Raw genomic sequence first — 19575 nt, 5'->3', positions numbered from 1 at the left:
CTCTCCATCGCGCCACCTTCGCATTCAAGCGGGGAAAAGGACGAAATTAAGGGCACTCAGCGTGCCGCTACCCGTCCGCCCCCGATGATGCCTTCACGCTGTGCGCGCTTGCGCGCCAGCTTGCGCGCGCGGCGCACAGCCTCGGCCTTTTCACGCGCGCGCTTCTCCGAAGGCTTCTCATAATGCCCGCGCATCTTCATCTCGCGGAAAATACCTTCGCGCTGCATCTTCTTCTTCAGCGCGCGAAGCGCCTGGTCAACATTGTTGTCGCGGACGAGTACCTGCACTTGGGCTTCCTGTCAAAAACGTTGATATATAGCGGCATCGAACCTCTTGGCGCTTGCCAGGCTCAATACCCAATCCCCCGCGGCAGACATCTCCCGCAGGATGCGGGCTGATAGCAGAATATCCGCGGCTTGTCGAGTGACTTTGTGGCGAAGTGTAGATCCGCGGGGAGGGCGGCCGCGGGCAAGCGGCCGCCGCCGAATGACGTTTACGTCCGGTTGATCGACACGCCGCCGTCGGCCAGCATGGCGGCCCCCGTAACGAAGCTTGCGGCATCCGAAGCGAGGAAGAGCGCGGCACGGGCGATCTCCTCCGGCCTCGCCACGCGCTTCAGCGCGTGCAGCCCTTCCACGAACGCCCATTCCTCGGGCGTCTTGAAGGTCGCCGCCGGCGTGTCGGTGCCGCCCGGCAGCAGCGCGTTGACGCGGATGCCGCTCGGCCCGTGCTCCGCCGCAAGGGCCTGCGTCAGGCCGACCAGCCCCGCCTTGGACGCGGCGTAGGCCGTCATGCCGGGCATGCCGACCGTATGGCCGACGAAGCTCGAGGTGAAGATCAGCGCACCACCGCTACGCTCCAGCATGGCTGGAATCTGATGCTTGGCGGCGAGAAAGGCGGCGGTGAGGTTGACGTTCAGCACCTCCTCCCAGTCCGCGCGCGCAAGCTCCGGCGCGGGCGCCATCCGCCCGACGATGCCTGCATTGTTGAAGGCGATGTCGAGCCCGCCGAAGCGCGCAACCGCATGCGCCACCAGCGCCGCCGCATGGGCCTCGTCGGCCACGTCGCCGGGCAGGGCCTCGGCCTCGCCGCCTGCCTCGCGGATCTCCGCCACCAGCGAGCCGAGCTCGGCCTTGCGCCGCGCGCTGGCGACCACCTTCGCGCCTTCCTCGGCGAAGAGCTTTGCCGCCGCCCGGCCGATGCCGGAGCTGGCGCCGGTGACGATGGCAACCTTGTCGGTCAGTGAAAACATGGTTCATCCTTTCGCGGTTTCCGTGCCGGGCCTGGCGCCGGCACGGCGGCTTGCTCGCAAAAGACAGAGGGTGCAGCCACCCGAAACCGGATGAGCCGTCACGCCGCAAAACGGCAAACGCCGTCGCAATCAGCGCAAGGCGGCGGGGCCACTTTCGCTAGGGGTAGACTTCGGTTAAGGGGCATGTCGGTCGCCAACGAGGGAAGCGCATGCGCAAATATTCCGTCTTCGCCATCGCACGCGAGGCGCTGCGCGGCCACAAGGGCTGGCCCGAGCAATGGGGCTCGCCCGAGCCGAAGAAGGCCTATGACGTCGTCATCGTCGGCGCCGGCGGCCATGGGCTGGCCACTGCCTATTATCTCGCCAAGGAGCACGGCATCACCAATGTCGCGGTGCTCGAAAAAGGCTGGCTCGGCGGCGGCAACACCGGCCGCAACACCACCATCATCCGCTCCAACTATCTCTACGACGAGAGCGCCGGCATCTACGATCACGCCGTGAAACTGTGGGAAGGGCTCTCACAGGAGCTCAACTACAACGTCATGTTCTCGCAGCGCGGCGTGATGATGCTCGCCCACAACGTGCACGACGTGCAGGTCTTCAAACGCCACATCCACGCCAACCGGCTGAACGGCGTCGACAACGAATGGCTGACGCCCGAGGAGGCCAAGGCCTACTGCCCGCCGCTCAATATTTCCCGCGACGCGCGCTACCCGGTCGTGGGCGCCGCGCTGCAGCGCCGCGGCGGCACGGCACGGCACGATGCGGTCGCCTGGGGCTACGCGCGCGGCGCCTCGGCGCGCGGCGTCGACATCATCCAGAACTGCGAAGTCACCGCCATCCGCCGCGGTCCGGACGGCGCGGTGACGGGCGTGGAGACGACGCGCGGACCCATTCAGGCAAAGAAGATCGGCGTCGTTGCCGCCGGTCATTCCTCCGTGCTCATGCAGATGGCGGATGTCTCCGTACCGCTCGAATCCTACCCCCTCCAGGCGCTGGTCTCGGAGCCGGTGAAGCCCGTCTTCCCCTGCGTCGTCATGTCCAACACCGTCCATGCCTACATCTCCCAATCCGACAAGGGCGAACTCGTCATCGGTGCCGGCACGGACCAGTACACCTCCTATTCCCAGACCGGCGGCCTGCACATTGTCCAGCACACGCTCGACGCCATCTGCGAGATGTTCCCCATCTTCACGCGCATGAAGATGCTGCGTTCCTGGGGCGGTATCGTCGACGTCACGCCCGACCGCTCGCCCATCCTCGCCAAGACGCCGGTCAAGGGGCTCTACGTCAATTGCGGCTGGGGCACGGGCGGCTTCAAGGCCACGCCCGGCTCGGGCCACGTCTTCGCCCACACCATCGCCCGCGATGAGCCGCACAGGATCAACGCGCCCTTCACGCTCGAGCGCTTCCGGGGCGGGCGGCTCATCGACGAGGCGGCGGCGGCCGCGGTCGCGCACTGAGGTCCTCCATGCTTCTCATTCACTGCCCCTATTGCGAAGAAGAGAGGCCGGAACTGGAGTTCCGCCACGCCGGCGAGGCGCATATCGCGCGGCCGGAGAACATCGCCGAGATCGCCGACGAGGCGTTCCAGCGCTACTTCTTCATCCGCGCCAACCCCAAGGGCGTCACCTTCGAGCGCTGGCGGCACATCCACGGCTGCGGGCGGTTCTTCAACGCGGCGCGGGATACGGTGAGCGACCGGTTCCTGATGACGTACAGGGTAGGCGAGCCGAAGCCGGATTTGAGGAAGATCGATCGGAAATGATAAGCCGAGCCCTACGTTGCCCCCCTCTGTCCTGCCGGACATCTCCCCCACGAGGGGGGAGATTGTGCCGGCCGCTTGCTTCGGCGCTTCGTCTGCGACGTTGCCGATTGGCGAAAGCCTTTGTGACGGCCGATCTCCCCCCTCGTGGGGGAGATGTCCGGCAGGACAGAGGGGCGCGCGAAGGGGCGGTGACCTCGGCGGGAATATTGTCATGACCCAGCCCTTCCGCCTCCCAACCGCCGGCCGTCTCGATGCCGCAGGAACCGTCAGCTTCACCTTCGACGGCAAGGCCCACGCCGGCCTTGCCGGCGATACGCTCGCCTCCGCGCTGCTCGCCAACGGCGTCCACCTCGTCGGCCGCTCTTTCAAGTACCACCGCCCGCGCGGCATCCTTTCGGCAGGGGCGGAAGAGCCCAACGCTCTCGTCGGCATCCACCGCGACCCCGCCCGCAAGACGCCCAACGTCCGCGCCACGGTGCAGGAGCTCTACGACGGCCTTGCCGCCGTGTCGCAAAACCGTTGGCCCTCGCTCGCCTTCGACGTCGGCGCGCTCAACGATCTCGGGGCTCCCTTCTTCTCCGCCGGCTTCTACTACAAGACCTTCATGTGGCCGCGCGCGGCATGGGAGCGGCTTTACGAACCCGTCATCCGCCGCGCCGCAGGCCTCGGCACCGCGCCCGACCAGCCCGATCCCGACCGCTACTCCAACCGCTTCGCCCATTGCGACGTGCTTGTCGTTGGCGGGGGTGCCGCCGGCCTTGCCGCCGCGCTCGCGGCTTCCGAGGCGGGCGCCCGCGTCATCCTCGCCGACGAGCAGGCCGAGCCTGGCGGCAGCTTGCGCTTCGAAGACGGCGCCTTCATCGACGGCAAGCCGGGATGGGAATGGGCACAGCAGACGGCGGCGCAGCTCGCCGCGCGCGACAATGTGCGGCTTCTCACCCGCACCACCGGCTTCGGCTACTACGCCCAGAACATGCTCGGCCTTGTCGAGTGCCTGACCGACCACCTCGCCGCCCCCGACCCGGAGGCCCCGCGCGAGCGTCTGTGGCAGGTGCGGGCGAAGCGTGTCGTGCTCGCCACCGGCGCTATCGAGCGGCACATGGTGTTCCCGGACAATGACCGGCCGGGCATCATGCTGGCCTCGGCCGCGCGCGCATATCTCAACCATTTCGGCGTCGCCGTCGGCCGCAGGGTTGCCGTCTACACGGCCGACGATTCTGCCTATGCCGCCGCCATCGACCTGAAGGAGAAGGGCGTCGAGATCGCCGCCCTTGTCGATCTTCGCCCCGCGCCGCAAGGCGCTCACGTGGATGAGGCCCGCGCGCTGGGTATCGAGGTGCTGGCAGGCCATGCCGTCACCGGCACGGAGGGCCGGCTGCGCGTGCACCGCGTCAACGTCGCGCCCGTCAATGGCGGCGCGCCCCGCCGGATCGAAGCGGATGCGCTCGTCACGTCCTCCGGCTGGACGCCCGCCGTCCACCTCTTCTCCCAGTCGCGCGGCAAGCTCGCGTTCAATGAGGCGACCCAGCGCTTCCTGCCCGGCCAATACGTCCAGGATGCCGTCTCCGTCGGCGCCGGCAACGGTACGACCGGACTCGGAGAGGCAATCGCGGAAGCCCTTCAGGCCGGCGGGAAGGCGGCGAAGGAGGCGGGCGTTTCAAAGGCCAGGGCAAAGGTGCCTAACCTCGAGGCCGGCTCCACCGAGAGGTGGTCCTCCGGTATGGCCGGTGCCGCCCCTGGTGCAGAAGCGGGCAGGAAGGCGATGGCCTTCGTCGACTTCCAGAACGACGTCACGGCAAAGGACATCCGCCAGGCCGTGCAGGAGGGCATGCGCTCCATCGAGCACGTCAAGCGCTTCACCACCACCGGCATGGCTACCGACCAGGGCAAGACGTCCAACCTGCACGCCCTCACCATCGCCTCGGAGATGCTGGGAAAACCCATCCCCGAAGTGGGACTCACCACCTTCCGCCCGCCCTATACGCCCGTCACCTTCGGCGCCCTCGTCGGCCACGGACGCGGCGCCCTGTTCGAGCCGACGCGGCGCACGCCCATTCACGCCTGGGCCGAGGCCCACGGCGCCGTCTTCGAGGACGTCGGCCAGTGGAAGCGGGCCTGGTATTTCCCGAGCGGCGGCGAGGACATGCACGCGGCGGTCGCCCGCGAATGCCGCACCGTGCGCCAGTCTGCCGGCATCTTCGACGCCTCCACGCTGGGCAAGATCGAGGTCGTCGGCCCGGACGCCGCCCGCTTCATGGAGCTGATGTACACGAACCCGTGGCAGAAGCTCGCCGTCGGGCGCTGCCGCTACGGCATCATGCTGCGCGAGGACGGTTTCATCTACGATGACGGCGTGGTCGGCCGGCTTGCCGAAGACCGCTTCCATGTGACAACCACCACCGGCGGCGCGCCGCGCGTGCTCCACCACATGGAGGACTATCTCCAGACCGAGTTTCCCGACTTGAAAGTCTGGCTCACCTCCACATCGGAGCAATGGGCTACAATCGCCGTGCAGGGGCCGAAGAGCCGCGACATCGTCGCCCCGCTCGTCGAGGGTATCGACCTCTCCGACGAGGCGATGCCGCACATGTCCGTCCGCGAGGGGAGGGTATGCGGCGTGCCGGCACGGCTCTTCCGCATCTCGTTCACCGGCGAGCGCGGCTTCGAGATCAACGTGCCGGCCGATTACGGCCTCTCCGTCTGGGAGGCGGTGTGGGCGGAGGGCGGGAAGCACGGCGCGTGCGCCTATGGCACGGAGACCATGCACGTGCTGCGCGCCGAAAAAGGCTTCATCATCGTCGGCCAGGACACCGACGGCACGGTGACGCCGGATGACGCCGGCCTTGCCTGGGCCATCGGCAGGAAGAAGACGGATTTCGTCGGCATCCGGGGGCTGAAGCGGCCGGACCTGACGGCGCCGGGGCGCCGCCAACTCGTCGGCCTGAAGACATTCGATCCGAAAACCGTCCTGGAGGAGGGGGCACAGATCGTCGCCGACCCGAACCAGCCCGTGCCGATGAAGATGATCGGCTTCGTCACTTCCTCCTACTGGTCGGAAAATTGCGGCCGTTCCATCGCCTTGGCGCTGGTGGAAAACGGGAGCCATCGCATGGGCGAGCGCCTCCACGTGCCCATGGAGGACGGCGCGATCGAAGTCGAGGTGGTGCCGACGGTCTTCTTCGACGAAAAGGGGGAGCGTACGAATGGCTGAGATCGCCCGCCGCATGTCCGCTCTCGAAGGCCGCGCCTACGAGGGCCCCGGCATTGCGCTTACTCCCGATCCCCCGGCCAGCCGCCTGTCGCTGCGTGCCCCCGAGGCTTCGCTTTCCGCGCTCTCGAAGGCGCTCGGCCTTACTTTGCCGGACAAGCCCAAGACGGCAGCCGCCGACGGCAGCCGCGCAGCCCTGTGGCTCGGCCCCGACGAATGGCTCGTCATCGATGAAGAATGCGCGGACCTCGCCGCGCTTTGCGCCAGCGTCTCCGCCCTTCATTCCGCCGTCGACATCTCGCATCGCAACACCGCCATCCTCGTTACCGGGGAGCGCGCCGAGGATGTGCTCGGCGCCGGTTGCCCACAGGACCTCTCACCCACGCGCTTTCCGGTTGGCGCCGCCTCGCGCACCGTCTTCGGCAAGGCCGAGATCGTCTTGTGGCGCATCGGCGAGGAAGCGTTTAGGATCGAGTGCTGGCGCTCCTTCTCCGACTACGTCTTCTCGCTGCTGGAGAAGGCGGCGCGGGAAGCCTGAGGGCTCTGCGGGAACCGGGAGAAGCCCCGCTGCGTTTCCCTTCGGTAGAAAGGATGCGATGCCCATGCTGCCTGAAAAGAAGAAGAAAGGCGTCTCGCCCGAAGATCTGGAAGAAGAGTTGGAGGAGGGGCTGGAACAGACCTTTCCCGCCAGCGATCCCGTCTCCGCTACACGCGCCTCCCGCACCGGCGCTCCCGGCGAATTCGCGACCAAGAAACCCAAGGAAGACACTGCCCACGCCCATGACGAGGAACTGGACGAGGGACTGGCGAATACATTCCCAGCCAGCGATCCCGTCTCGGTGACCTCAACCACCCATGCCGGCGGGCCGGACAGGAAAAGGTAGGGCGGCCGCATCTCCTCTTGCCGCGCCGGGCCCTTCCGCTTAACCCCGCGCCACCCTCCAGACCGCGGCGGCACCCAGTGCGGCGATCGGCACGAAGGCGGCGAACACCCATACCGCGACGTCTTCCATCGCCTCGCCGCCACCTTGGGCAAAGCCCGCCATGTTGGCGACGATACCGGAAAGGGCCGCGCCCAGGGCGAAGGCCATCTGCTGGGTGGTCGGCATGGCTGCAGAAGCCTGGTCGAGCTCGGCATCGCCTGCGGCCGCCACCACGCGGCGTATGAGGAAGCCCCATAGCATGCCGAAGCCGGCCCCTTGCGCAACGGCCATCAGCACGATCGCCCACAAGGGCCCTTCCGCCATCAACGGCCCCAGGGCGGCGATCGCAAACATCACTATCACCGCGCCGGTGCGCATGACGAGCCGTTCCGCCGCCTCACCGACGCCGGCGAACAACACCGCCGTGACGCTCCAGGCCACCGATTCGGCGGCGATGATATAGCCCGCGCCGAGGGCGGAGACGCCGTGAAGCCGGTTCAGCAAGAAGGGGCCATAGACGGTGAAGGATATGCCCCCGACGCCGAGCGCCAGATTGGCGACGAAGCCTGCGCCGAGCCGGCTGCGCATGTCGAAGGCGCGGGCGGGGAACATCCTGTCCGCCGTCCGGCGCGCGTCGCTTGCCAGGAACAGCGCGAAGAAGACGGCGCCCGCCGCCATCATGGGCAGCGCGGTCAGCGCCCTGCCGTCGACACCGGCGCCGGCCACCAGAAGCACGGCGATTGAAAGCAGCGCCAGCCGCTTCAACGGAAAGCGCTGCGGCGTGATCGCCCCGCCCGGCCGCATGAAGGCCGGCACGAGCACCGCAAGCAGCACGGCCTGGAGAGCAAAGCTCCAGAAGCCCCAGCGCCACAGGCCGAGATCGGCGAAGAAGCCGCCGATGAGCGGTCCGCAGAAGGCCGATACGCCCCACACCGCCGACATCAGCGCGATCAGCCGCGGCCACATCTCGCGCGGGAAGACCCGCTGGATCGCCACATAGGTGAGCGCCACCAGGAGCCCGCCGCCCAGCCCCTGCGCCAGGCGGCCGGCCAGCATGACGATCATCTCCGGCGCCATGGCGCTCGTCGCGCAGCCGGCAGCGTAGACGAGGGCGGCGACGATAAAGGCGCGCCTGAGGCCGACGGCGCTCGCCGCGAGCGCGGCCGCGGCGCCGGAAAGGATGGAGCCGAGCAGATAAAGCGACAGCGTCCAGCTCACCAGCCGATCGCCGCCGATCTCGGCCACCGCCGCCGGCATGGCCGTGGCCACCAGCAGCGAATCGGCCGCATGCAGCCAGATTCCAAGGCACAGAAGCGCGAATTGCGGCAGGTGCCCGGTGCGGACGATCTCCGCCCATCCGGCGTTTCCCGGCGTGGCGCTGGGCTCGGCGCTCATGCGTTCCTCCCGTCGTGCTCTATGCGATAGGCGCAGCGCCGCGCGCCAGTCAGGATATGGTCCGTGCGCGAGACCCGCACATTGCGGCCAAGCACGGCGCGGAAGACGGCAAGCTCGGAGCGGCAGAGGCCTTGGCAGGCGGTGGCCGCCGCGCAGATCGGGCAGTGGTTCTCGATCAGAAGCAGCGCGCCGTCGTCGAGCTTCTCCACCTCGGCCATATAGCCCTCGCGTCGGCGCTGGCGGGCAAGCGCTGCCACGCGGTCCTCCAGCCCGTCGCGGTCTTCAATCATTGCGCCATAGGTGGCGCGTGCGGTCTCCTCGCGTGCGGTAATCAGCCGGTCGAGCCCTTCTTCGCCGAAGACGCGGCGGATAGAGGCGATTAACTCCAGCGTCAGCTCGGAATGGCTGTCGGGAAAGCGGCCATGGCCCTCCGCCGTCAGCCGCCACAGGCGCTCGGGCCGGCCCCGCCCCTCGGTCACCTCCCGGTAGGCGACAAGCCCCGCCTCCTCCAGCCGGCCAAGCTGCTTGCGCGCGGCGACCACCGATACGTCCAGCTTTCCGGCAAGATGCTGTGCGGTCATCGCCCCCTTGGTCTTGAGAACGAAAAGGACGCGCTCGTCGGCTTTTGTCGCAGGATGGGTCGTCGTCATGGGAGGCCTCCTGCTATTAAAGAAATCATTTGGTTTCTTTAATGTCAATCCACTCCGGCACCATCCACTTCGCAAATGCCTCTTGCCAAATCGGCACTTCACATGCAGGTATTCACGCGGGGCGCTGCCATCGGACTTACAGTTCGTGAACTATTTTTCTACGGTAATCGCCACCCGGGACTTGGCGAGCGAAGGCTACGTATTCGAGCCGGCCCGCCGGGCTGCGCTGGAGCACTTCGGCGACTTCGCCCTTGCCTATTCGGTGGCGTTTCAGCCGGGACTGCTGCGCTTCGGCGACGGCGACGGCTTTCTGTCATACCGTATGGTCGGCCGCACGGCCTTCGTGCTGGCCGACCCGCTGGCCCCGCGCGAGCGCTGGGAGGCGCTGGTCGATGCTTTCGTGGCGGAAAAGCAGGACGTCACCTTCTGGCAGGTCTCCCACGCCATGGCGGAGCTGCTTTCGGCGCGCGGTTTTGCGGTCAACGAATTGGGGCTGGAAAGCTGGATCGAGCTTGACGGCTACGATTTCGCCGGTCCGAAGAGGCGCAGCTTCCGCACCGCCGAGAACCGCTTCTCGCGCAGCGGCCATCGCGTGGCGGAGGTGCCGCTTTCCACGCTCGACCCGGCCCGGGTGGACGCCATCTCGCGCGGCTGGCGCCGCACGCGCACGACCAAGAGGCGCGAGCTTTCCTTCCTCGTGCGCCCCGTCGTGCTCGACGACGAGCCGGGCGTGCGCAAGTTCTTCCTCCTCGACGCGGAAGAAAGGCCGGTGGCCTTCGCCTTTTTCGACCCGCTCTACGAGGATGGCCGCATCGTCGGCTACCTCTCGGCGACGCGCCGCTGGCTGCCGGACGCCGATCCGCTTGCAGCCTATTTCCTGGTGCGCCGCGCCATCGAGACGTTCCAGCGCGAAGGCGTGCCGCGCCTTTATTTCGGCCTCATGCCCTTCCACCGCATCGAGGACAAGGAGTTTACCAAGGACTGGCTCACCCGCCGCGCCTTCCGCTTCATCTACACCAATGGCATTGCCCAGCGCCTCGTCTACCCGACGCAGACGCTGGCCAAGCACAAGGAGAGTTACGGTGGGAAGAGCCGGCAGACCTATTGCGCCATGAACACCCAGCCTTCGCTGCCGCGCCTTTTGAAGCTCGTGCGCGCCTGCGGCGTTGTTTGAAAATGAGAAGGGCTTCCACGTCGCGGAAATTCATCCGCCTTCGTAGGCAGCCTCCAGCCCGGCGACGTCCAGCTTCACCATCTTGAGCATGGCCTCTGTAACACGCTTCACTTTCTCCGTATCCGGATCGCTCATCAGTTCGCCGAGCCGCTTGGGTACGATCTGCCAGCTCAGGCCCCAGCGGTCCCGGAGCCAGCCGCATTGCTCGATCGAGCCGCCCTCCTGCAGCGCCTCCCAGAGCCTGTCGACCTCGGCCTGGTCGTCGCATTCCACCATGATCGAGAAGCTGTGGTTGAACGGGTCGAGGGGTCCCGCCTCGATCGCCATGTAGCGCTGGTCGCCTAGGGTGAAGGCGGCGATCTTGACGCTGCCCGGAGGCCCGGATGGGGTTTCGGCAGGAAGTGTGGAGGTCCACTCGGCCGACGAACCGGGAATGAGAGAGGTGTAGAAGCGGATCGCCGCTTCCATGTCCTGTGCAAACCAAAGATGCTGCGTGACTTTCATCGGGGTCCTCCGTTTCCTTGAAAGTGCCGGCGAAGCCGGGCGTCCCAGTAGGGAACGCATTTCAAGGACGTATGAGGATGCCCGTTTCCGACTCCCTCCGCCGATGTTTAGATTCAATCGCCTACAGCGTCAGGTCGCCGTTATCCCCCCGTCGACGGCAAGAGCCTGGCCGGTCATGAAGCTGTTGCCGGGATCGGCGGCAAAGAGGATGACCTTCACCACCTCGTCCACCTCCGCCAGCCTCCGCATGGGCACGCCGCGCGTCAGGCCGGCCTCGGCCTTGTCGGTCCTGGCAGGCGTCATCTTCAGCGTTTCCGTCACCATATCCGTACGCGAGAAGGAGGGGCAGACGGCGTTCACACGGATGCCCTTGGTGGCGTATTCGGCAGCAGCGGCGCGGGTCAGGCCGATGACGCCGTGCTTGGCGGCGGTATAGGCGGCAAGGCGCGGCGCGCCGGCCAGCCCGGCGACCGAGGCGACGTTGACGATGGCGCTCTTGCGCCCGGAGGCGCGGTGCCGGCGCTCCATGGCCAGAAGCTGGTGCTTCATGGCGTAGAAGACGCCCATCAGGTCGACGTCGACGACACGGCGCGCCTCATCGGAGGGGATGAGGTGGAATTTGACGAAGGTCTGGGCGATGCCGGCGTTGTTGATGGCGATGTCGAGGCCGCCGAAGCGCTCCCGCGCCAACGCCACCAGCCGTTCCGACAGGCTCTCGTCGGTGATGTCGCCGGCCAGAAGCGCCGTCTCCGCGTCGAGCGAGGCAGCCAGCGCCTCGAGCGGCGCATCCTCAAGGTCCGACAGGACGAGGCGTGCGCCTTCGGCGGCGAGCTTGTCGGCAAGGCGTTTGCCGAACCCCCCTGTGGCGCCGGTCAAAAGCACCGTCAGACCGTCAAAACGCCTCATTCAATGTCCCCTCTCCACGTTGCGCTTTTCCCCCGGCTTACGTGAAACGAATGCGGTCATCCGCAACAGTTATCATTTGCCGCTTTGTATCCCTCACGCGGCGAGAATATGGTGGATGACAGTTTTGGCACGAATCTCATTGCCTTTTCCCGGTTTGAGATGGCGCCGTCAAGCCGGCGTCGACGTCCTTTTGGGGGCTACAGCGCCGGGCGTCCTTTAAGACGCACAAAGGGCACTGTAGGTTATTGAACCTACGCATCGTGCTTTCCGAAAACCGATTCCGATTTTCGCGCCGATGCGTTAGACCGGTTCATCGTTTCGAGGAATCGATGAACCGATCTAACTCCTTGTTTTTTCGCAATTCCGGACGGAAAACCGGTTTCCACTTTTCCTGGAATTGCTCTAGAGGCAACGGGGAGAAAAGACGCCGCCCTCACGTGGCGGTCTCGCCTGGACGGTCCGGCATGGCGAGCGTCAGCCAGCGTGCCGTCAACGCAGGCTTGAGGTTGTTCTCGATCTCGACAGTTACATCATAATGGCACTCGACGATGCCCGACGGACGCACCTTCAGTTGCGCCAGCATGAAGTGGGCGCGGATGCGCGCGCCGGATTTGACGGGATTGAGAAAGCGGACGCGGTCGAAGCCGAAATTCACGCCGGCGCTGGTTCCCTCAAGCTTCGGCACGGCCTCGAAGATCATGGTGGAAAGCAGCGACAGCGACAGGAAACCATGGGCGATGGTGCCGCCATAGGGCGTTTCGCGGGCGGCCCGCTCCGGGTCGGTGTGGATGAACTGGTGATCGTCGGTCGCCGCCGCAAACTGGTCGATCATCTCCTGCGAGACGGTGCGCCAGTTGGAAACGCCCACTTCCTCGCCCACAAGCGCCTTGGCTTCATCGATCGCAATGGTGTCGCTACGCAACAGCCGTAATCCCCTTTTTCCGGCTGGCCTCAATCCCTGAACAGCTTCATGCCGTGCTGGGCCGACTGGCCGCCGTCGATAGGCAAGATGGCACCCGTGACATAGCTGCCGGCCCGCCCGCACAGATACAGTGTCGCGCCGGCAATGTCATCCGGGGCGCCGATCCTTCCCAGGGGAACGCGCGCGCCAACCTTGGCCGCCTTCTCCTCGGTGCCGGTGGCAAACGCGGTCATGCGGCTCTGGAAGGGGCCGGGGGCCAGTGCGTTGACGGTGATGCGTTTTGCCGCGAACTCGTTTGCCAGCGTGCGCGTCAAGTGATGCACGGCCGCCTTGGAAGCGGTGTAGGAGTAGGCGCCGTCGGCGATCGGCTGGCTGCCCATGACGGAGCCGAGATTGACGACACGGGCGGGATCTTCCTCGCTCGCCGCCTTCTCAAGAAGCGGAAGCAGTTCACGCGTGAGATGGAAGAGGCCGGTGACGTTGATATTCAGCACCCGCGCCCAGGCGTGGTAGGGGAAACTTTCCAGCCGTTCGCCCCAGCTCGCGCCGGCGTTGTTGAACAGGATATCGAGCCTGTCGGTACGCTCGCCGACGGCGGCGGCAAGCTGCGTCACGCCCTCTTCGGAACCCACATCGCCGGCAAAGCCTTCGGCCGAGCCGGGGACGTCCAGCTCGTTCAGTTCCCTGGCCATGGCGGCGCACTGCTCGCCGCGGCGCGAGGCGATCATGACATGGGCGCCGGCGCGCACCATCGCGCTCGCCGCCATGCGGCCGATGCCGGAGGCTCCCCCCGTGACCAATGCTGTTTTGCCGGCGAGCGAAAAAAGCTCTTCGAAGATCGTCATCCCACCCTCTTCCTGGCGCAGCGCAAAGCCGGCGCACAGTCTGTCTACCCAGCACGTTTTGTAAAGTCCCGCACTACCGGGATTCGGGGGCAGAGGTGGATGCAGCGTGGGTGAGCTCGCGCTCGAGGCGGGCTTCCTCCTCCACCTTGGGGGTGATGAAGCGGCCGAGAAGCAGATAGGCCACCGGCGTGAGGTAGAGTGTGGAGAGCGCCGAGAGCCCCAGCCCGCCGACGATCACCCAGCCGAGCGCAATGCGTGCCTCGGCGCCCGCGCCGGTCGCCAGCACCAGAGGCACGCCGCCGACCACGGTACAGATCATGGTCATGGCTACCGGCCGCAGGCGGATGAGGGAGGCCTGCTCGATCGCCTCGCGTACGTTCAGTCCGCGATCGCGCAGCTGGTTGGCGAACTCGACGATGAGGATGCCGTTCTTGGCCATGATGCCAACAAGCAGCACCAGGCCGATCTGGCTGTAGACGTTGAGGCTCGTGCCGGACAGGAGCAGGGCGAAGACCGCGCACGCGAGCCCCAGCGGCACCGTGGCCATGATGATGAAGGCGCTGACGAAGCTCTCGAACTGGGCTGCCAGGACGAGCAGGATGATGACCACGGCAAAGCCGAAGATGGTCAGCATGCTGTTGGCCGTTTCGCCCAGCGTCGCGGCTTCGGCCAGCGGGATGATGCGGGCGCCCGGCGGCAGGTGTGGTTCGGCGATCTCTTTCGCCGTCTCCAGGGCGGCGCCGAGCGGAAAGTCGTCGGCCAGTCCGGAGGTCACCTGCACGACGCGCATCTGCTCCTCGCGCGTGAGGGAGGGCGGCACCGCTTCCTCGCGCAGCGACGTGATGGTTGAAACGGGAACGAAGCGCCCGTCGCCCGTCCTGACGAAGATATTCTCGAGATCCGTCGGATCGTTGATCGGATCCGTCGTCGACAGGAGCTTCACGTCGAAGCTCTTGTCGTCGATGAAGAGGGAGCCGATCTCGCGCCCGTCGAGCAGGGCCTGGATGGACTCGCCCAAGCCTGCGATCTCGATGCCGAGATCGGAGGCGCGCTGGCGGTCGATCTCCACCTTCAACTGCGGCTGGGTGGCATCCTGCGACAGGCGCGGGCTGTCGAAGCGAGGATCCTCCTCCATGTCCGCGACGATGGCCATGGCCGCCTCGGTCAGGCGGTCGTAGTTGTACCCCGCCACGGCAAATTGCAGGCCGCTGCCTGAGCCGCGGATGCCGAGGCTATTGGGCTGGAAGGCGAAGGCGCGCACGCCGGGCACGCGGGCCGCCAGCGCGTTCACCTCGTCCAGGATCTCCTGCTGGCTGCGCTCGCGCTCCTCCCACGGGGCTAACGCCAGCACGAGAAAGCCGCGATTGGAGCCACCCATGCCGACGATGGAGAAGGTGCTGCGGATTTCGCCGCGCTCGCGCAGCGGCTCGATCAGCGTTTCGATCCGGCGCATGTTCCCGGTCAGATAGTCGAGGCTCACCCCTTGCGGCGCGGAAACGCGCATGAAGGCCACCGACCGGTCCTCGCTCGGCGTGAGTTCGGATTTGACGGAGCCGAACAGGCCATAGGCGGCGGCCGCGAAAAGCACGGAGACGAGCAGGATCACGGCCGGCGCGTCGAGGCAGAAATGCAAAGTCCTCGCGTAAAGCCGGGAGAGACCCTCGCCGAAGCGCGCCATGGGGCTCGGCGGTGCTGCCTCGTGCTCGGTGCTGCGCTCGCCCGAGGCGAGCATGCGCGAGGCGAGCATCGGGCATAGCGACAGTGCGACGATGGACGACAGGAAGACGGCGATCGCCAGCACGAAACCGAACTCGCGAAACAGGCCGCCGGCCTGGCCGGGCAGGAAGGAGAGCGGCACGAAGACCGCCACCAGCACGGCCGTGGTGGCGACGACGGCGAAGAACACCTCCTGCGTGCCGAGCACGGCGGCCGCGCGCGGGCCCATGCCCTGGTTGCGCCGGCGCACGATGTTTTCCAGGACGACGATGGCGTCGTCGACGACGAGGCCGGTGGCGAGCACGAGCGCGAGCAGGGTGAGGATGTTGATGGAAAAGCCCGTCAGGTAGATGGCCGCCACCGTGCCGATCAAGGCCACGGGAATGGCGACGCCGGGAATGATGGTGGCGCGCACGTCGCGCAGGAACAGGTAGATGACGAGAAGCACGATCGTCACGGCGATGCCGAGCGCGATCTCCACCTCGTGGATGGCGCCGTTGATGAAGATGGCGTCGTCGCTGGTGACGGCGATCTCCATGCCCTCGGGCAGGATCGGCTTGATCTCCTCCACCGCTTGGCGCACGCCGGAGGAGATGTCGAGCGTGTTCGACTGGGCCTGGCGGACGATGCCGAGCCCGATGCCCGTCCTGCCGTTGGAGCGCAGCCGACTTTCGCCCAGGTCGGGACCAAGTGTAACGACGGCGACGTCGCCCAGGTGCACGTTGCGCGAAAGCTGGATGGCCTCGAGGTCCTCCGGCGTGGTGATGGACGCCGTTGCCCGCACGATCAGGTCCTGGGTGCTGCTGGTCAGCGACCCGGCGGGGCTGTCGAAAGCCACGGTCGACAGCGCGTTGCCGATGTCGCCGATGGTCATGCCGAGGCTGGCAAGCCGCGCCTGGTCGATGTCGACGCGGAAGATCTTGTCGCGGTCGCCGTAGACCTGCACGTCGGCGACGCCGGACACGGTGGCGAGCTTGTCGACGATCTCGTCCTCGACGAAGACCGTCATGTCCTCGACCGACATCTCTTCGGAGGTGACCGCCAGCCGCATGACCGCCTGCGCGTCGTCGTCGGCCTTGACGATGGTCGGCGCGTCGGCATCGTCGGGCAGCTGGTTCTGGACGCGGCCCACCGCATCGCGCACGTCCGAAGCGGCGGCGTTGATGTCGACGCTCTCGCGGAACTCGATGGTCACCCGGCTGCGGCCGAAGGAGGACGAGGAGGAGATGGTCGAAACACCGGCGATGCGCGTTACCGCGCTCTCGAGGACGGCGGTGATCTCGCGGTCGATGGTCTCGGCCGCGGCGCCGTCGAAACGTGTCGTGACGGAGATCACCGGGCGGTCGACATCCGGCAATTCGCGCACCTCGACGCCGTAGAGCGCAGCAAGGCCGGCGACCGCAATCAGCGTATTGATGACGAAGGCGAAAACGGGGCGGCGCACGAAGAGTGCGGTGATGCCGCCGCCGGCCTGCGCCATCTTTCCCTCGCTCATGGAGTCGTTCCCCCGTTTCCTCAAGAGCCGCGCGGCCGGGTTTCGTTGCCGGCGATCGATACGCCCTGGCCCTCGCGCACCGCGTGCACGCCCTCGACGACCGCCTGGTCGCCGTCTGCGAACTCGCCGTCGACAAGGATGCTGTCGGAATTGCGCTGGATGATGCGCACCGGAGTGCGCCGCGCCATGCCGTCGCGCACCACCCAGACATAGGCCCCCTCGGTGCCCCACTGGACGGCGAGCGGATCCACTGCCGGGTAGGTTTCGCCGGCGAACGCCATGCTTACGCGGAAGGCCATGCCGGAGCGCAGGGTGTCGGCCGGATTATCGATGCGGCCCTGGACGCGCAGCGTCCGGCTTTCCTGGTCGACCATGTTGTCGATAGCGCGGATGGTGCCGGTATAGCTCTCGTCGGGGCGGGCGATGGATCGGGCGGTGAGCGGCATGCCGATTGCCAGTGAGCCTGCATAACGCTCCGGCACCCAGAAATCGACGAGGATCTGCGAGCGGTCGGCAATGGAGGCGATGTCGTCCGAGGAAGTCACATAATCTCCCTCGGCAACCGGCAGAATGCCGACGAAGCCGCCAATGGGGGCTACGATTTCGCGCCGTTCGAGCGCCAGGCGCGCCTCGCGCAGGGCGAGCTCGGCGTTGCGTACTTCCAGTTCCACCTCGGTCTGCTGGACGGCGGTGGCGGCGTTGGAGGAACGCAGGGCGGTGATGCGCTCGAGGCGTGCGCGCGCATCGTCCAGCGCCAACTCCGCACGGTCGACGGCGATGCTCTCGGTTTCCGAATCCATGCGCGCGATGACCTCACCGGCACTGACCTCGGCACCGGGCTCCACGAGAACCTCGGTAAGACGACCCGACGTGAACGGCCGCACGGCGACCGTGCGCAGCGCACTGCCGGTACCGATTGCGGTGAGCCGGTCGTTGATGGTGGCGGTGGTTACCGCTGTGGCGACCACCGGGCTCTGCATGCCGCCTCCGCGCCGGCCGGCCCCGCCGCGGGGTGCCTCATTGGCGGGAGCTGTTGCGGCAGGCGCCTCGCCGATGCCCCATTCGGCGGCCATATCCGCCGCTCCCGGAAAGAAACGGTACCAGATCACGGCGGCGGCCCCCAGGAGCAGGAGGCACAAAAGGACCTGTTTCCACCACGTCATCCGTTTCTCCGGAATAGGCTGCACGCTCAAATGGACCTCGGTCGGCGCAGCGCGTACGACCGGATATCCCCCAGTATCTACCGTCCTTGTACGGCAAGAGTGAGCGCGGTTCACCCATTATACTATTAAATTACTGTAAGGATTAGGGCCTCAGGCCGTCGTTCCCCGCCGCGTGCGACCGACATTGGTGGCGATCTCGGTGTAGGCGGCGGTGCTACCGGGAATCCTGCGCCTGTTGGCCTCGCGCAGAAAGCGCAAGGGAAACAGGACGGCCTCGACATTGGCCGGCGAGAGCTGATCCGGGCGCAGCCGGTCGGCGGCCAGCGCCGTTTCAGCCTCGGCAAGGGCGGCATCAATCTCGTCCGCCTCGGCCAGGCCCTTCTCGCGCATCAGCGAGCAAAGGGCCGACACGGCCATCAGCATGCCTTCCATCTGCAGGTTTGCGGTGTTCATTGTCGGCCTCCCTCGGGGTTTGCCTCATGGTGGAGCGCGGGCTGCCTGCCGGGCGCTTCGCCGGCGTTCATTTCGGCGCGGAAGCGCGGCAGCGTATGCGGATAGTTGTCGGCCAGGAATGCGATGAGCTGTTCGCGGATGTCGCACCTCAGCGAGAAGACATCGCCGGAATCGGCGCCGCTCGCCAGAACGCGGATCTCCATCGTCGTCTCGCGCAGGTCGGTGACCTGGAGGGCGAACGTCTCGCCGTCCCACAACGACGATGCGCGTACGATCTCCTCGGCCTTCTCGCGCAGCACGGCGACAGGGACAGAAAAATCGACATAGAGCAGCACCACGCCGATGAGCGCCGTCTCGTCCCGCGTCCAGTTCTGGAACGGGCGCTCCATGAAGTAGTTGAGCGGGATGATGAGGCGCCGGCGGTCCCAGGCGCGGATGACGACATAGGTCGAGGTGATCTCCTCCACGTTGCCGTACTCGCCCTCGATGATCAGCGCGTCGTCGATGCGGATCGGCTGGGTGATCGCGAGCTGGATGCCGGCGAAGAGGTTCTTCAGCATCGGCTGCAGCGCCAGGCCGACGACGATGCCGGCCGCGCCCGCAGATGCGAGCAGGCTGATGCCGTACTGGCGCACGGTATCGAAGGTCATCAGCATGGCGCCGATGCCGAGGATCAGGATCAGCGTGCCGGCGATGCGCTGCAGGATGCGCATCTGGGTGACGTGCTTCCGCGCCAGGAGGTCGTCCTCCGCGCCAAGCTTGAAGCGCCTCAGATGCAGCGTGGTGAAGATGTGCATGGCCAGCTGTGCCAGCCGCATCATTATGGCGATGAAGCCGATCAGCAGCACATGATAGAGCAATCCGGCGACGTTTTCCGGCAAAGGCGCCAGCGGTGCGGCCAGCGCCAGCCCGCCCACTGCGAAGGCAAGCCGCGAGGCATTGGCGGTGCGCACCACCAGCGATCGCCAGAAGAGGTCGCGTGGCGCGACGAAGCGTACGAGAAACCGCTGGAGTAGCCAGTGCAGTACGAGGGCGGCGGCCAGCGCCAGGGACAGGATGAGGAAGGCGACCAAAAAATCCGGCGTCGCCTCCTCCAGCGCTTCCATCTGCGCCACCCCTTCGTTCAGAAGTTCGTCCATGCCTCCCTCATATCATATCGCGGCTCTTCTTGCCCGCCGGCAGCTTCGCCGCGCCTCGATTT

Annotated in this window: 18 protein-coding genes; 6 read left to right on the top strand and 12 right to left on the bottom strand. The window is 66.6% G+C overall.

Annotated features, from left to right (window positions below; genetic code table 11):
• Positions 1 to 56: 56 nt before the first annotated feature.
• Together rpsU and GM910_RS14725 are read right to left on the bottom strand one after the other, a co-directional pair.
• Entirely contained in the window at positions 57 to 287 is a 231-nt protein-coding gene (gene rpsU, locus GM910_RS14730; RefSeq protein WP_159588479.1) for a 30S ribosomal protein S21, read from the bottom strand.
• Positions 288 to 493: 206 nt separating this feature from the next.
• Entirely contained in the window at positions 494 to 1252 is a 759-nt protein-coding gene (locus tag GM910_RS14725; RefSeq protein ID WP_159588477.1) for an SDR family oxidoreductase, read from the bottom strand.
• Positions 1253 to 1461: 209 nt separating this feature from the next.
• Between GM910_RS14725 and GM910_RS14720 the strand changes: the two genes are divergently transcribed.
• The 5 genes from GM910_RS14720 to GM910_RS14700 all read left to right on the top strand — a co-directional run bounded on the left by GM910_RS14720 (position 1462) and on the right by GM910_RS14700 (position 7112).
• The gene (locus GM910_RS14720) at positions 1462 to 2715 is read left to right on the top strand and encodes a sarcosine oxidase subunit beta (RefSeq protein ID WP_159588475.1); all 1254 of its coding nucleotides are present in this window, start codon (positions 1462 to 1464) and stop codon (positions 2713 to 2715) included.
• Between the two features lie 8 nt (positions 2716 to 2723).
• Positions 2724 to 3020: a sarcosine oxidase subunit delta gene (locus tag GM910_RS14715; RefSeq protein WP_159588473.1), complete on the top strand. Its 297-nt coding sequence runs from the start codon at positions 2724 to 2726 to the stop codon at positions 3018 to 3020.
• A gap of 211 nt (positions 3021 to 3231) precedes the next feature.
• Positions 3232 to 6231, top strand: coding sequence for a sarcosine oxidase subunit alpha (locus tag GM910_RS14710; RefSeq protein WP_159588471.1), 3000 nt, complete (start codon positions 3232 to 3234; stop codon positions 6229 to 6231).
• Complete coding sequence (locus tag GM910_RS14705; RefSeq protein WP_159588469.1) at positions 6224 to 6766, top strand: sarcosine oxidase subunit gamma; 543 nt, start codon at positions 6224 to 6226, stop codon at positions 6764 to 6766. The genes GM910_RS14710 and GM910_RS14705 overlap by 8 nt, the downstream gene beginning before the upstream one ends.
• A gap of 64 nt (positions 6767 to 6830) precedes the next feature.
• Entirely contained in the window at positions 6831 to 7112 is a 282-nt protein-coding gene (locus GM910_RS14700) for a hypothetical protein (protein WP_159588467.1), read from the top strand.
• Between the two features lie 39 nt (positions 7113 to 7151).
• On the opposite strand, the gene GM910_RS14695 is transcribed toward GM910_RS14700, so the two are convergent.
• Positions 7152 to 8546, bottom strand: a complete 1395-nt coding sequence (locus GM910_RS14695) for an MFS transporter (protein ID WP_159588465.1) — start codon at positions 8544 to 8546, stop codon at positions 7152 to 7154.
• A complete protein-coding gene (locus GM910_RS14690) occupies positions 8543 to 9196 on the bottom strand; it encodes a helix-turn-helix transcriptional regulator (RefSeq protein WP_159588463.1) in 654 nt (217 codons plus the stop codon). The genes GM910_RS14695 and GM910_RS14690 overlap by 4 nt, the downstream gene beginning before the upstream one ends.
• Positions 9197 to 9341: 145 nt before the next feature.
• Between GM910_RS14690 and GM910_RS14685 the strand changes: the two genes are divergently transcribed.
• On the top strand, positions 9342 to 10370 hold the full coding sequence (locus GM910_RS14685; protein WP_246226148.1) for a DUF2156 domain-containing protein: 1029 nt from the start codon (positions 9342 to 9344) through the stop codon (positions 10368 to 10370).
• Positions 10371 to 10400: 30 nt separating this feature from the next.
• Here GM910_RS14685 and GM910_RS14680 read toward each other — a convergent pair whose 3' ends face one another.
• From GM910_RS14680 to GM910_RS14645, 8 genes are all read right to left on the bottom strand, one after another.
• Complete coding sequence (locus GM910_RS14680) at positions 10401 to 10874, bottom strand: VOC family protein (protein ID WP_159588459.1); 474 nt, start codon at positions 10872 to 10874, stop codon at positions 10401 to 10403.
• 129 nt (positions 10875 to 11003) lie between these two features.
• Entirely contained in the window at positions 11004 to 11780 is a 777-nt protein-coding gene (locus GM910_RS14675; RefSeq protein ID WP_159588457.1) for an SDR family NAD(P)-dependent oxidoreductase, read from the bottom strand.
• A 433-nt stretch (positions 11781 to 12213) separates the two neighbouring features.
• Positions 12214 to 12702 carry a MaoC family dehydratase gene (locus tag GM910_RS14670; RefSeq protein ID WP_159588455.1) on the bottom strand — a complete coding sequence of 163 codons (489 nt, stop codon included), beginning with the start codon at positions 12700 to 12702 and terminating at the stop codon, positions 12214 to 12216.
• A 29-nt stretch (positions 12703 to 12731) separates the two neighbouring features.
• Positions 12732 to 13547: an SDR family oxidoreductase gene (locus tag GM910_RS14665; RefSeq protein WP_159588453.1), complete on the bottom strand. Its 816-nt coding sequence runs from the start codon at positions 13545 to 13547 to the stop codon at positions 12732 to 12734.
• Between the two features lie 73 nt (positions 13548 to 13620).
• Complete coding sequence (locus GM910_RS14660; RefSeq protein ID WP_159588451.1) at positions 13621 to 16758, bottom strand: efflux RND transporter permease subunit; 3138 nt, start codon at positions 16756 to 16758, stop codon at positions 13621 to 13623.
• A gap of 20 nt (positions 16759 to 16778) precedes the next feature.
• Positions 16779 to 17921, bottom strand: coding sequence for an efflux RND transporter periplasmic adaptor subunit (locus GM910_RS14655; protein ID WP_159588449.1), 1143 nt, complete (start codon positions 17919 to 17921; stop codon positions 16779 to 16781).
• A gap of 150 nt (positions 17922 to 18071) precedes the next feature.
• Positions 18072 to 18374: a hypothetical protein gene (locus GM910_RS14650; RefSeq protein ID WP_159588447.1), complete on the bottom strand. Its 303-nt coding sequence runs from the start codon at positions 18372 to 18374 to the stop codon at positions 18072 to 18074.
• Complete coding sequence (locus GM910_RS14645; protein ID WP_159588445.1) at positions 18371 to 19513, bottom strand: mechanosensitive ion channel family protein; 1143 nt, start codon at positions 19511 to 19513, stop codon at positions 18371 to 18373. Before GM910_RS14645 ends, GM910_RS14650 begins: the two co-directional genes overlap by 4 nt.
• Positions 19514 to 19575 lie beyond the last annotated feature (62 nt).

Origin of the sequence: Chelativorans xinjiangensis (assembly GCF_009812055.1) — a bacterium.
In the GTDB taxonomy this organism is placed as follows: domain Bacteria; phylum Pseudomonadota; class Alphaproteobacteria; order Rhizobiales; family Rhizobiaceae; genus Chelativorans; species Chelativorans xinjiangense.
The sequence above is the reverse complement of the archived record's forward strand: the minus strand, read 5'-3'. Positions and strand labels throughout refer to the sequence as shown.

Excerpts from the sequence above, each read along its gene's own strand:
- GM910_RS14725 (WP_159588477.1), bottom strand. The coding sequence starts at position 1,252 with ATGTTTTCACTGACCGACAAGGTTGCCATCGTCACCGGCGCCAGCTCC.
- GM910_RS14720 (WP_159588475.1), top strand. The coding sequence starts at position 1,462 with ATGCGCAAATATTCCGTCTTCGCCATCGCACGCGAGGCGCTGCGCGGC.
- GM910_RS14715 (WP_159588473.1), top strand. The coding sequence starts at position 2,724 with ATGCTTCTCATTCACTGCCCCTATTGCGAAGAAGAGAGGCCGGAACTG.
- GM910_RS14710 (WP_159588471.1), top strand. The coding sequence starts at position 3,232 with ATGACCCAGCCCTTCCGCCTCCCAACCGCCGGCCGTCTCGATGCCGCA.
- GM910_RS14705 (WP_159588469.1), top strand. The coding sequence starts at position 6,224 with ATGGCTGAGATCGCCCGCCGCATGTCCGCTCTCGAAGGCCGCGCCTAC.
- GM910_RS14700 (WP_159588467.1), top strand. The coding sequence starts at position 6,831 with ATGCTGCCTGAAAAGAAGAAGAAAGGCGTCTCGCCCGAAGATCTGGAA.
- GM910_RS14695 (WP_159588465.1), bottom strand. The coding sequence starts at position 8,546 with ATGAGCGCCGAGCCCAGCGCCACGCCGGGAAACGCCGGATGGGCGGAG.
- GM910_RS14690 (WP_159588463.1), bottom strand. The coding sequence starts at position 9,196 with ATGACGACGACCCATCCTGCGACAAAAGCCGACGAGCGCGTCCTTTTC.
- GM910_RS14680 (WP_159588459.1), bottom strand. The coding sequence starts at position 10,874 with ATGAAAGTCACGCAGCATCTTTGGTTTGCACAGGACATGGAAGCGGCG.
- GM910_RS14675 (WP_159588457.1), bottom strand. The coding sequence starts at position 11,780 with ATGAGGCGTTTTGACGGTCTGACGGTGCTTTTGACCGGCGCCACAGGG.
- GM910_RS14665 (WP_159588453.1), bottom strand. The coding sequence starts at position 13,547 with ATGACGATCTTCGAAGAGCTTTTTTCGCTCGCCGGCAAAACAGCATTG.
- GM910_RS14660 (WP_159588451.1), bottom strand. The coding sequence starts at position 16,758 with ATGAGCGAGGGAAAGATGGCGCAGGCCGGCGGCGGCATCACCGCACTC.
- GM910_RS14655 (WP_159588449.1), bottom strand. The coding sequence starts at position 17,921 with ATGACGTGGTGGAAACAGGTCCTTTTGTGCCTCCTGCTCCTGGGGGCC.
- GM910_RS14650 (WP_159588447.1), bottom strand. The coding sequence starts at position 18,374 with ATGAACACCGCAAACCTGCAGATGGAAGGCATGCTGATGGCCGTGTCG.
- GM910_RS14645 (WP_159588445.1), bottom strand. The coding sequence starts at position 19,513 with ATGGACGAACTTCTGAACGAAGGGGTGGCGCAGATGGAAGCGCTGGAG.